Here is a 12,245-nt window from a genome sequence, read left to right as displayed (position 1 = left end):
GTGATCCTCTTACAGCCCACGGGCCATGGCTTTGTCGATCAGCCAGTTCAGCGACGGGCCACGGTCGCTGTTGACCGAAGCCGGGCGGCCGGCGAGTTCGGCGGGCAGGGCGCTGTCGGGCTTGATCTGCACGCGGATGTCGGCGGCCAGGTCTTCGCTGTTGAGGCTGGCGCTGCTGACGATCTGGCCGGTGCGCACTTCGTCTTCGCCGGCTACCTGGAAGTTGACCCGGGTACCTGGCTTGACCTCGTCGAACTGGCGGTAGGTGAAGCGCGCCTCGATCATCGGGTTGGTGGTGCGCGGGATCAGCTGGAAGATCGGCTGGCCCTTGGCGGCGTACTGGCCGTTGTCCACCAGCTGGCGGGCGACCACGCAATCACATGGGCTGGTAAGGGTGCCGGACAGCTGCTTGCCGAACAGTTCCTCGATCTTCGCCGGCTCCAGCTGTGCGTCCTCCAGGTTGCCCTTGAGCATGTCCAGCATGCTGGTGGTGAAGCTGGCCAGTGGCGCGCCCTTGGCGATCTGCCCACCGCTGTCGACCAGGCTGTTCACGGTGCCGTCGCGCGGCATGGTGATGGTGGTGGTGGGCACTGCGACCACGCCGGCTTCGGCATGGCTGACGAAGTACATGCCGTACAGCGACTTGGCGATGAAGCCGAAGGCGGCGACACCGACCACGAACACGCCGAGGGTGACGGTGACCGCCTTGAGGCGGCCGAAGGCGCTCAGGCCACTGCCGCCATCCTTCTGCTTGCGTGCCTTGGTGAAGTTGTCGCGCTGCAAGGTGCTGAGCACATCGCCGGCAGTGATCAGCTCACCCGAGAGGTGCGAAGTGATGATATGGCGCAGCGTGGCGATGTCGCGTGGCTCGAGGTTCTGGAACTGCGCGCCGGTGCGGCCACTGTCCGGGTGGTAGGAGCGCACCTGGAACTCGATGTCCATCGACAGGCCGAGGTTGTCGACCGTGAACTGCAGCCGTCCGCGTAGTACGTCGCCAACCGTCAGTTGTTGCTTGGTATGGAAGCTCAGGCCACCGGCAGAGAGGTCGTCGACCTTCACATCGTGGGCCTGGCGCTGAGGGTCGAGGAACCGCAGCTTGGCGGGGATGCGTACCCGGGCATGCTGGCGCTGGGCTTCGGACTCATGCACGACGTTGACGTTCACGGCGGTATTCATGTGGTTTGTTCCTGTTAGTTCCGATCCGGGTTGGGCTCACACGACCATGAACAGCACAGCGACGAAGATGCTGGCAGCCGAGAAGGTCATGGTCCGCGAGGACCAGGTGTTGAACCATTGTTGAAAGCTGGCGAGGTCACGCTTGAGGGCAGTGGGCTGACGCGTCCAGGACTGCTTGTCGAGGCGGAAGAACACGTAGATCTTCATCAGCGCGCCGATGATCTGGTTGTAATAGAGAATCAGCGGGTAGGCCGGGCCTACGTTGTGGCCGGAGCACAGCAGCATGATGGTGAGGATCAGGCGGGTGATGCCGATCCACAGCAGGTACACCAGCAGGAAGCCCAGGCCGAACTTGAGGCTGGCGATCACCGCCACGGTCAGGCCCAGCAGGCTGGTCCACATCGACACGCGCTGGTCGAACAGCACGATGCTGGTGAACAGCCCCAGGCGGCGCAGGCCCAGGCCAAGCGCGCGGGAGTTCTGCCGCAGGTTGTTGCCGTACCAGCGGTACATCAGCTTGCGGCTGGCCTTGAGGAAGCTCTTCTCCGGCGGGTGCTCGACCGTGTTGATGGCGGCGTCCGGCACGTAGAAAGTGTCGTAGCCCAGGCGCATCAGGCTGAACCAGCTGGACTTGTCGTCACCGGTAAGGAACTTGAAGCGGCCCAGGCGCCAGTGCATCAGCGAGTCGCTTTCGACGTCGGCGATGAACTCGGGGTTGGTCACCACGCTGGCGCGGAACATCGACATGCGCCCGGTCATGGTCAGCACGCGCTTGGACAGGGCCATCGAGCACATGTTGATGTGGCGCTGGGCGAAGCGCAGCTTGTGCCACTCGCTCATGATGTAGCCGCCACGCACTTCGCAGAACTCGTTGGTGGTCAGGCCGCCGACGTTGGGGAACAGCTTGAACCACGGCACGGTCTTGCGTACCACGCCATCGCCCAGCACGGTGTCGCCGTCGATCACCGCCACCACGGCGTTGTCGTCCGGCAGCATGCGCGAGATGGCACGGAAGCCGTAGGCCAGGCCGTCACGCTTGCCGGTACCGGCGATGCGCACGATGTCCAGCTTCACGTGGGCTGGCGGGTTGTATTTGGCCCACAGGCTTTTCACCAGCAGTTCGTCCGACATTTCCACCAGCGAGCAGACCACGGTGGTGGGGAAGCCACAGTTGATCGCCTCGCGGATCACCGAGCTGTACACCTGGGCGGTGGTGAGTGCTTCGATGCGGAAGCTGGTCACCATCAGGTACACGTGGGACGGGTCGGTGTCCTTGCCCATCTTCTGCACCTTGCGGCGCAGGTACGGATACACGCCGTAGAGGAAGATCATGCCGCGGATGAAATGGGTGGCGCCCATGGAATAGCGCCAGATGCCGACTGCGCCGACCAGGAAGATGAAGTGCTTCGACTGCGAGTCGAAGATATCGGCTGGCAGGGCCAGGGCGATCAGCATGAGCAGACTCATGTAGAGCAGCCAACCGGCGCACTGCAACAGCACTGTCTGGAGCCTTTGCATGTTCAGCATCCGTCGAGAATTCGGGAAAAGGTGGGCAGCGGGGGTGGGGAGGCCCCCGCTGCCCGGCCAGCACTTACCAGCAGATGCCTTCGGTGCGGCTGGTGGCGCAGGTCGGTTTGCTCATGAAGCCGACCAGGTCGATCACGTGCTTGCCGGCCGGTGCTTGCTGGGCCAGTGCACGGAACTGCTCGTCACGGTTGCCCAGGACGATGATGTCGGCGTTGTCGATCACCTTCTGGAAGTCGGCGTTGAGCAGCGACGACACGTGCGGGATCTTCGATTCGATGTAGTCCTTGTTGGCGCCGTGGACGCGGGCGTACTGGACGTTCTCGTCGTAGATGTCCAGCTGGTAGCCCTTGCCGATCAGGCGCTCGGCCAGTTCCACCAGCGGGCTTTCACGCAGGTCGTCGGTGCCGGCCTTGAAGCTCAGGCCGAGCAGGGCGACCTTGCGCTTGTCGTGGGCTTCGATCAGCTCGAAGGCGTTCTGCACCTGCGACTCGTTGCTGCGCATCAGCGAGTCGAGCAGCGGTGCGCGTACATCGAGGCTGGCGGCACGATAGGTGAGGGCGCGCACGTCCTTGGGCAGGCACGAGCCGCCGAAGGCGAAGCCAGGGCGCATGTAGTACTGGGACAGGTTCAGCACTTTGTCCTGGCAGACCACGTCCATCACCTCACGGCCATCCACGCCTACGGCTTTGGCGATGTTGCCGATCTCGTTGGCGAAGGTGACCTTGGTGGCGTGCCATACGTTGCAGGTGTACTTGATCATCTCGGCCACTTCGATCGGCTTGCGGATGATCGGTGCGTCGAGCTCTTCGTACAGGGCCTGCAGGATGTCGCCGCTGGCGCTGTCCAGTTCGCCGATGACGGTCATCGGTGGCTGGTCGTAGTCCTTGATCGCGGTGCTTTCACGCAGGAATTCCGGGTTGACCGCGACACCGAAGTCGACGCCGGCTTTCTTGCCCGAGCAGTCTTCGAGGATCGGGATCACCACGTTCTTCACGGTGCCTGGCAGCACGGTGCTGCGTACCACGATGGTGTGACGGCGCTCGCTATCGCGCAGTACGTAGCCGATTTCGCGGCACACCGACTCGATGTATTCCAGGCCCAGGTCGCCGTTCTTCTTGCTTGGGGTACCCACGCAGATCATCGATACGTCGCTGGCACGGATGGCTTCGGCGAAATCGGTAGTACCGCGCAGGCGGCCGTTGGCGATGCCCTGTTGCAGCAGTGCTTCCAGGCCAGGTTCGACGATGGGGGACTTGCCCTGATTGATCAGGTCGATCTTGGTGCTGGACACGTCCACACCGATCACTTCATGGCCTCGCGCCGTCAGGCAGCCTGCACAGACTGCACCCACATAACCCAAACCAAAGATGCTGATACGCATCGCTATCACCTCATGTGTTTATCACGCCGGCCTCTCCGGGAAGAGCCGGGCTGGGTTGATTAACAACAGTTTTCGGGCGCACGGATCCATGGCGAAATGCACACTTCGCCGAGCGCAGGCAAAATAAATCCGGAGCGCAAAAAGTTATGCACTCAAATGTGGCAGTAAAAAGCCATTAATTAAAAAACGTGCCCTGGAATGCAGCCGTCTTTATTGCAATGCGCTACATGGCGCGTTGCTGTGCTTGTTTTTTCAAGTGGAAAAATCCTTTGAAATCAACCACTAGGACGATATGTAAGGGACGCGTCTCTCCTGCGTGGACAGGGTTTTCAGGGGGTGCCTGTCATACCTGTCGAAGTTGTTGGGGCTGGTAGTGGATACCTGCCGTTGTCACTTGTAAGTCATCTCTCACAGCCCGGGGGCAGGAAAATCGTTACGGCACTATGAGCGATTCGTCGTAGCAGAAGTTCCGGAGTGGGTTCGGCGCGGATGAAAGATTTCTAAATATTTTTTCAGTGGCGGACAATTTCAATCTGATAGCACACGGGTGTTTTACCCCGATATATAAAGGGCGAAACTGTTGCGAGATATTTTTATGCCAGCATCGAAAAATATTTTGAAAAATTCGTCAAAAAAGCTACGAACGGTCTTATGGCGTTTGGCTATAAGTAGGGTAGTGGCGATTTATTGACGCCAGGTTTATGACGTAATGGCGATATGAAGTGCGCCCTGTTGCGGGGCAGGAGAGGTGCGTAATGGCTGCTGGCCTCTTCGCGGCTAAAGCCGCTCCCACAGGTTTTGCACTGGTCTTGAGTTCAGTGGGGGGGCTGTGGGAGCGGCTTCAGCCGCGAAGAGGGCGTGACAGGATCACTCGGAAGGATGATCGCGCAGGAACACCAGGTGGTCAGGCTTCGACTGCTCGGCACTGTAGTAGTACCCCTGCACATCGAACTGCTTGAGCTGCTCCGGGTCACTGATGCGCTGCTGGATTACGAAGCGGCTCATCATGCCGCGGGCTTTCTTGGCGTAGAAGCTGATGATCTTGTACTGGCCGTTCTTCAGGTCCTTGAAGTCGACGTTGATCACCCGGGCCTTGAGCGCACTGCGTTTCACCGCACTGAAATACTCGTTGCTGGCCAGGTTCAGCAGCACGTCATCGCCCTGTTCGGCCAGGGCCTGGTTCAGCCATTCGCTGATGCGTGTGCCCCAGAAGGCGTACAGGTCCTTGCCGCGGGCGTTGGCCAGCTTGGTGCCCATTTCCAGGCGGTAGGGTTGCATCAGGTCGAGCGGGCGCAGCAGGCCGTACAGGCCCGAAAGCATGCGCAGGTGCTGCTGGGCGTAGCTGAAGTCATCCTCGCCCAGGCTCTCGGCGTCGAGGCCGGTGTACACGTCACCCTTGAACGCCAGCAGCGCCTGCTTGGCATTGGCCGGGGTGAAGTCCGGGGTCCAGCTGCCGAAGCGCGCGGCATTCAGGCCGGCGAGCTTGTCGGACAGGTGCATCAGTTCGCTGATCTGCGCCGGCGACAGGTCGCGCAGTTGCTGGATCAGTTCCTGGGAGTCGTCCAGGTACTGGGGCAGGGTGAAACGCTCGGTCACCGGCGGGGTGTCGTAATCGAGGGTCTTGGCGGGGGAAATCACCGTCAGCATCGGGTCGGCTCCTGGCATCGTTGACCGTGGATTCTACGGGCTGGGCGGTGCAAGTCCAAACTATGGCGACGATAGTCACAGACCATGGCCGGTGCAGGCGCTATAGTGCGCGTTTTGCCGTTGCGGAGCCTTCAACCGTGCGCATTGCCTCTGCCTTGCTGGCCGCTCTGCTGAGCCTGGCCGTGCAAGCTGCCCCGTTACCCCAGGTGAGCCTGGACCGCAGCCTGTGGCCCGAACAGCTGGACAGCCCGGCGCTGTTCGATGTGGCCTCGCGCGCCGAAATCCTCTCGTTCGCCCAGGTGCTGCACGAAAGCGAGCAGTTGGACGACGCAGCGCTGGCGGCACGCTTGGGGCTGCGGCAGATCAACCTGCAGAAGGTGCGCCTGGTGCGGGCGCGCATGTGGCAGCGGTTGTGGGAAGGTTATCAACAGGCGCAGCGCAGTTGCGAGCAGGATGCGTCGTTCTGTTACCCGGTAACGTCGATGGCGGAGTTGCGTGCGCAAGCGGCGACGTTCGCTGCCGATGTCGGCACGTTCTACACCGGCTGGGTCGAGCCGAGTCACCAGTTCCATGTGCGCTACCTGGACGAGCAACTGCGCAAGGCTGCGTTGCTGCCACAGACCAGTAGCGAGCTGGAGCGGCTGTCCTCGCGCGAGCGCAACGGGGATGAACTGAACGACCGCATGTTCCTGCTGACCTTCGTCGGCGGGCCCGGGCCGGAGGGCGGCAGCACCGACCTGCTGGCTGATTACCTGCGCCGGCAAAAGCTTGAAGGCACGTTCTTCGTGCTCGGCAACCGCCTGCAGCAACGCCGCGACGCCGGGGTGGCGAATGCCTTGCGTCAGCTCTATGGCGGGCAGTGCGTGGGGATACAGGGTTGGGAGTACCGCTCCCATGCGCTGTGGAATGGTTGGCAGGACTCGTTGCGGCGTAGCCAGGCGCGGGTGCAGGCAGACCTGCCGGAGCAGTATGTGCCGTTGTTCCGGCCACCTTACGGGCAGCGTCGGGCCGATGGCGAGGCATTCATGGCCAGCCAGCAGTTGCGGGTGTCATTGTGGGACATCGATGCCCAGGATGATGGCGCACTGAGCGCCGAGGCCTCGGCGCAGCGGGTGCTGACCTTGATGCTGCTGTGGCGCAAAGGGGTGATCCAGTTCCATGACAGCCTGCCCAAGGCGCAGCCGGCGGTGGAGTGGTTGTTGCGCAATACCGCGCAGAGCGGGATTGGTTGGGAGGACTGTCAGGCGTATGCCTGGCGGGAGTAGGGGGCCGCTTTGCGGCCCATCGCCGGCACGCCAGCTTCCACAGGTACCGTGCATGGGCTGCTGGCGATGGCCTCGGCAAGGGCAGCCTGAATTTTTACTGTAGTCCTCACGCGCCCCCTCGCCAACCCCTGTTCGTCATTTGGAAAAATAAACTTCACCTACACGTAAAAAGACTTTTTTTAGTCATCATTTTTGCGGTATGAAGAAACCAGACAGCCGATTCCTGCAGCACAGGTGGCGTCATCCAGGCCCACCTAGCCAGGTTCGCTTCCCGCCCGTAACAACGCGGATACGGGGACAGCGGCAGTCACTCTGCGGCGTAACAGACCACGCCGTGTGGCTTCGACATAAGGTGACCGAGTATGGATGACCAAGGACGCAACCCTTCCTCCAGCAAGCCTATCCTGTATGTGCTCGATACCAACGTCCTGATTCACGACCCTAACGCGTTACTGAACTTCGAGGAGCACCATGTCGCCATCCCGATGACGGTGCTGGAGGAACTCGACAAGCTCAAGACCGGCAAACAGACCATCGCCGCCGAATGCCGCCAGGCCATTCGCCTGATCGACCAGACCCTGGGTGACGCCTCGCCCAGCGATGTCGAGCAGGGCGTTCCGATCCAGCGTGGCAAGAGCGGGCCCAAGGGCTTCCTGTCCATCCTGATGACCCCGCGCAACGAGCCGAACAAGCTGCTGCCGGAAAACCTCAACGACAACATCATCATCAACCAGTTGCTCGAAGTACGGGCCCGGCGCACCGACCTGGACGTTGTGCTGGTCACCAAAGACATCAACATGCGCCTGAAGGCACGTGCCTGTGGCATCGCGGCCGAGGACTACAGCACCGACCAGCTGGTCGATGACGTGTCCTTGCTGTCCAAGGGCTACCATTCGGTCACCGGCTCGTTCTGGGACCGGGTGAGCAAGGTCGATACCCGCCAGGAGCGTGGCCGTACCTGGCACCGCGTGCAATTGATCGACAACCTGCCGGCGGTGCATGTCAACGAGTTCATCATCGATGAACAGGGCTTCGTCGGCTGGATCAAGGGTATCCGCAACGATGAGTTGCTGTTGCTCGACCTGCACCAGGAACCGCTACTGCACCAGGAAGCCTGGGGCCTGAAGCCGCGGGACATCCATCAGAGCCTGGCGCTGTTCGCCCTGCTCGACCCGGATATCCACCTGGTCAACCTGACCGGCGCCGCCGGTTCCGGCAAGACCATCCTGGCCCTGGCCGCGGCCATCGAGCAGACCATGGTCAGCAAGCGCTACCGGCGCATCATCGCCACCCGCAGTGTGCAGGGGCTGGACCAGGAGATCGGCTTCCTGCCGGGCACCGAGGCCGAGAAGATGGAGCCCTGGCTGGGCGCCATCACCGACAACCTCGAAGCCTTGCACATGGATGACGAAAGCACCCATGGCAGCGTCGAGTACATCCTCGAACGCGTGCCGTTGCAGTTCAAGTCGCTGAACTACATCCGTGGCCGTAGCTTCCAGCAGAGCCTGATCCTGATCGACGAGTGCCAGAACCTGACACCGCACCAGATGAAAACCATCATCACCCGTGCCGGCTCCGGCTCCAAGGTGGTCTGCCTGGGTAACCTGGCGCAGATCGACACCCCCTACCTGTCCGCGACCAGCTCGGGCCTGACCTACCTGACCGAGCGCTTCAAGGACTTCCCCCATGGCGTGCACATCACCCTGCAGGGCGTGCCACGCTCGGTGCTGGCCGAGTACGCCGAGTCGCATCTGTAACCCTCTGCGCCGGGCGGTTCGCCGCCCGGCCTCTTCGCGGGCACGCCCGCGAAGAGGCCGTACCGGTTGACGCATCCCTCTGCTCAAACCTGACTCACAGGTTTACACTGCGAGTTCCCTTCACAGGAGCAGAGCAGTGCTGACACATCTTGATTCCCAGGGGCGGGCCAACATGGTCGACGTCACTGAAAAGGCCGTGACCGAGCGCGAGGCCACCGCCGAGGCGCGGGTGCGCATGTTGCCGCAGACCTTGCAGATGATTGTCGACGGTGAACACCCCAAGGGCGACGTGTTCGCCGTGGCGCGCATCGCCGGGATCCAGGCGGCCAAGAAGACCAGTGACCTGATCCCGCTGTGCCACCCGCTGATGCTGACCAGCGTCAAGGTCGAGCTCAGTGCCGAGGGGCAGGACGCCGTGCGCATCGTCGCCCGCTGCAAGCTGGCCGGGCAGACTGGCGTGGAGATGGAGGCGCTGACCGCCGCCAGCGTGGCCGCGCTGACGATCTACGACATGTGCAAGGCTGTGGATAAAGGTATGGTCATCGAGCAGGTGCGCCTGCTGGAAAAACTTGGCGGCAAGAGCGGCCACTACAAGGTGGAGGCGTGATGAAGGTCAAGGTGATGTACTTCGCCCGTTACCGCGAACTGTTGGGCGTGGATGCCGAGCGGGTGGAGGGCGTGTTCAAGGTGCTCGATGATGTGCGCCAGGCTTTGGTGGCCAAGGGCGGGCAGTACGAAGTGCTGGCCGAGCAGAACCTGATGTGTGCGCGCAACGAAGAGCTGTGCAAGCTCGATGAGCCGCTGGCAGAGGGCGATGAAGTGGCGTTCTTCCCGCCGGTGACCGGAGGCTGAACATGGCTGTGCGAGTACAGGAAGGCGCGTTCGACCCGGGGGCCGAGACCAATGCCATGCATGCGGCCAATGTCGGCGTAGGTGCGGTGGTCGGTTTTGTCGGTTATGTGCGGGACTTCAACGATGGCCGCGAAGTGGCGGGGATGTTCCTTGAGCACTATCCGGGCATGACCGAAAAGGCGCTGGCCAAGATCGTGGTCGAGGCCGAGCAGCGCTGGCCGTTGCTCAAGGTGGAGGTGCTGCACCGCATCGGTGCGCTGGAACCGGGCGAGCCGATCGTGTTCGTCGGCGTGGCCAGTGCCCATCGGCAGGCGGCGTTCGATGCCTGCAACTTCATCATGGACTACCTGAAGACCCGGGCGCCGTTCTGGAAGAAGGAAAATACCCAGGAAGGGGCAAGGTGGGTGGAAGGGAAGCAGAGTGACCAGGATGCCGCTGGGCGCTGGTAGATCCTTGTTTGATGGCCGGGGCGTAGCCCCGGTTCGCGGGTAAACCCGCCCCCACAGGTACTGCACAGGTTTCGAAAGCTGTGGAGTACCTCTGTGGGAGCGGGTTTACCCGCGAAGAGGCCGGCACAGGTCAATGGTGCTTGCGCGGCACCGGCTTCAGCAGCTCATCCGGTGGCATTTCACACTTGATCTTGCGCCCCAGCAGCTCTTCGATCGCCGGCAGCTGGTAGGAGTCATCCTCGCCGGCAAAGCTGATCGACACGCCACTGGTCCCTGCACGGCCGGTCCGGCCAATGCGGTGCACATAGTCGTCCGGGTCTTCCGGCAGGGTGAAGTTGATCACGTGGCTGATGCCATCGATGTGAATACCACGCCCTGCCACGTCGGTGGCCACCAGCACGGTGATTCGCCCTTCGCGGAAGTTTTCCAGGGTACGGATACGCTTGTGCTGCGGCACGTCGCCCGACAACTGCGCGGCATTGATGCCGTCGCGCACCAGTTTTTCCTCGATGCGCCGCACTTCGTCCTTGCGGTTGGCGAATACCATCACCCGTTCCCACTTGTTCTGGGTCACCAGGTTGTACAGCAGCTTGTACTTGTCGCTGCCGGCCACCGCATACACGTGCTGCTCCACCGTTTCGCTGGCCACGTTTTCCGGCTCGATCTCGACGATGGCCGGGTTGGTGGTCCACTGCTTGGCCAGGTTCATCACGTCGTCGGTGAAGGTGGCGGAGAACAGCAGGGTCTGGCGCTCGCTTTTCGGCGGCGTCTGGCGAATGATCTGGCGTACCTGGGGGATGAAGCCCATGTCGAGCATGCGGTCGGCTTCGTCCAGCACCATTACCTCGACCATGTCCAGGTGCACCTCACCGCGCTGGTTGAAGTCCAGCAGGCGGCCCGGGGTGGCCACCAGGATGTCGCAGTGACGCGCTTCCAGGGCCTTGAGCTGCTTGTCGAAGTCCATGCCGCCGACAAAGCTCATCACGTTCAGGCCGGTGTACTTGGTCAGGGCGATGGCGTCCTTGGCGATCTGCACCACCAGCTCGCGGGTGGGCGCGATGATCAGCGCGCGTGGCTCGCCCATGTAGCGTTCCTTCGGCGGCGGCGTCTGCTGCAGCTGGGAAATGATCGAGATCAGGAACGCCGCCGTCTTGCCGGTACCGGTCTGGGCCCGGCCGATGGCGTCCTGGCCACGCAGGGTGTAACCCAGCACCTGTGCCTGGATCGGTGTGCAGTACGGGAAGCCCAGGTCGTGGATGGCGTGCATCAGCTCGTTGGACAGCTTGAAGTCGTGGAAGCGGGTCTTGCCTTCTTGCGGCTCGACCACGAAGTCTTCGGGTTTCCACAGGCTGGCCTGCGGCTTGGGCTTGCGCTCGCGACGCGGTTTGTCCTTGGCCGGCTTGTCGGTGGCTGGCGTAACGGCGGCAGGCTGTTCAGCCTCGGCAGTGCGGTTGGCGCGCGGGGTGGCCGGCTTTGCTGCGGGCCGGGCCTCGCTGGCTGGCGCGGGCACAGGCGGGGTCACGCTGGCAGCAGGAGCGACGGCCTGTGGCGCGGCGTCTCCCTTGCCGAATATTTTCTTGAGTGCCTTGAGCACGATCGTCTCATCAACTGGTTAAGGAATGTACGCCGGGCAGTGTAATGCAAGATTCAGGCGCGGCGTAGCGGAATAGCCTCACAACTACAGGCTGCTTTGGCTTATTGCAATTGCTGGCCCAGCCAGTCGTGGATGTCGTTCAGCTCTTCCACCGCCACTTCATGTTCCATCGGGTATTCGTGCCAGCGGGCGGCGACGCCCCAGGTATTCAGGTACTCGAAGGCGGTGCGGCCCATGGACGGGATCACCACCGGGTCGTGCACGCCGTGCAGGCACAGGGCCGGGGTGCGTTGCTGGCAGGCGCTCAACTGATGCTGGTCGTTGAAGGTGGGGGCGTAGGTGGACAGGGCGATCACGCCACCCAGCGCTTCTTGCCACTTTATATAGGCAGTGTGCAGCACCACCGCACCGCCTTGGGAGAAACCGGCCAGGAAGATCCGCGACAGGCTGATGCCCTTGGCCTGCTCGGCCTTGATCAGGGCAATGAGCTGTTCGGCCGATTCTTCCAGCTGTGCTTCGTCGATGGCGCGGGCCGGGGTCATGGCCTTGATGTCATACCAGCTGGGCATGGCATAGCCGCCGTTGATGGTTACCGGG

General features: G+C 62.3%; 11 protein-coding genes. 5 read left to right on the top strand and 6 right to left on the bottom strand.

Going from position 1 to position 12,245, the window contains the following annotated elements; translation table 11 throughout:
- Positions 1-9 precede the first annotated feature (9 nt).
- The 4 genes from J5M71_RS21150 to yaaA form a co-directional block, all read right to left on the bottom strand.
- A complete protein-coding gene (locus J5M71_RS21150) occupies positions 10-1,176 on the bottom strand; it encodes an alginate biosynthesis protein Alg44 (RefSeq protein WP_063913337.1) in 1,167 nt (388 codons plus the stop codon).
- Between the two features lie 36 nt (positions 1,177-1,212).
- On the bottom strand, positions 1,213-2,694 hold the full coding sequence (locus J5M71_RS21145) for a glycosyltransferase family 2 protein (RefSeq protein WP_207836306.1): 1,482 nt from the start codon (positions 2,692-2,694) through the stop codon (positions 1,213-1,215).
- Positions 2,695-2,767: 73 nt separating this feature from the next.
- On the bottom strand, positions 2,768-4,084 hold the full coding sequence (locus J5M71_RS21140) for a UDP-glucose/GDP-mannose dehydrogenase family protein (RefSeq protein ID WP_063913336.1): 1,317 nt from the start codon (positions 4,082-4,084) through the stop codon (positions 2,768-2,770).
- 867 nt (positions 4,085-4,951) lie between these two features.
- Complete coding sequence (yaaA, locus tag J5M71_RS21135; protein ID WP_061552453.1) at positions 4,952-5,731, bottom strand: peroxide stress protein YaaA; 780 nt, start codon at positions 5,729-5,731, stop codon at positions 4,952-4,954.
- 137 nt (positions 5,732-5,868) lie between these two features.
- On the opposite strand from yaaA, the gene J5M71_RS21130 reads away from it, so the two are divergent.
- The 5 genes from J5M71_RS21130 to moaE all read left to right on the top strand — a co-directional run bounded on the left by J5M71_RS21130 (position 5,869) and on the right by moaE (position 10,054).
- Positions 5,869-6,996 carry a polysaccharide deacetylase family protein gene (locus tag J5M71_RS21130; RefSeq protein WP_207836304.1) on the top strand — a complete coding sequence of 376 codons (1,128 nt, stop codon included), beginning with the start codon at positions 5,869-5,871 and terminating at the stop codon, positions 6,994-6,996.
- Positions 6,997-7,358: 362 nt separating this feature from the next.
- The gene (locus tag J5M71_RS21125; protein ID WP_013974146.1) at positions 7,359-8,753 is read left to right on the top strand and encodes a PhoH family protein; all 1,395 of its coding nucleotides are present in this window, start codon (positions 7,359-7,361) and stop codon (positions 8,751-8,753) included.
- Between the two features lie 136 nt (positions 8,754-8,889).
- Positions 8,890-9,360, top strand: coding sequence for a cyclic pyranopterin monophosphate synthase MoaC (moaC, locus tag J5M71_RS21120; RefSeq protein WP_003251775.1), 471 nt, complete (start codon positions 8,890-8,892; stop codon positions 9,358-9,360).
- Positions 9,360-9,605 (top strand): molybdopterin converting factor subunit 1, encoded by a 246-nt coding sequence (gene moaD, locus J5M71_RS21115; protein WP_207836551.1) that lies wholly within the window; start codon positions 9,360-9,362, stop codon positions 9,603-9,605. Before moaC ends, moaD begins: the two co-directional genes overlap by 1 nt.
- 2 nt (positions 9,606-9,607) lie before the next feature.
- On the top strand, positions 9,608-10,054 hold the full coding sequence (gene moaE / locus J5M71_RS21110; RefSeq protein WP_025340575.1) for a molybdopterin synthase catalytic subunit MoaE: 447 nt from the start codon (positions 9,608-9,610) through the stop codon (positions 10,052-10,054).
- A 130-nt stretch (positions 10,055-10,184) separates the two neighbouring features.
- Here moaE and rhlB read toward each other — a convergent pair whose 3' ends face one another.
- Positions 10,185-11,648: an ATP-dependent RNA helicase RhlB gene (rhlB, locus tag J5M71_RS21105; protein WP_207836302.1), complete on the bottom strand. Its 1,464-nt coding sequence runs from the start codon at positions 11,646-11,648 to the stop codon at positions 10,185-10,187.
- Between the two features lie 101 nt (positions 11,649-11,749).
- On the bottom strand, positions 11,750-12,245 hold a 496-nt coding region (locus tag J5M71_RS21100; protein ID WP_207836300.1), incomplete at its 5' end, for a dienelactone hydrolase family protein.

The sequence above is a fragment of the Pseudomonas sp. 43(2021) genome, assembly GCF_017490805.1.
GTDB lineage: Bacteria > Pseudomonadota > Gammaproteobacteria > Pseudomonadales > Pseudomonadaceae > Aquipseudomonas.
This window is presented reverse-complemented; position numbering and strand designations above follow the sequence as displayed.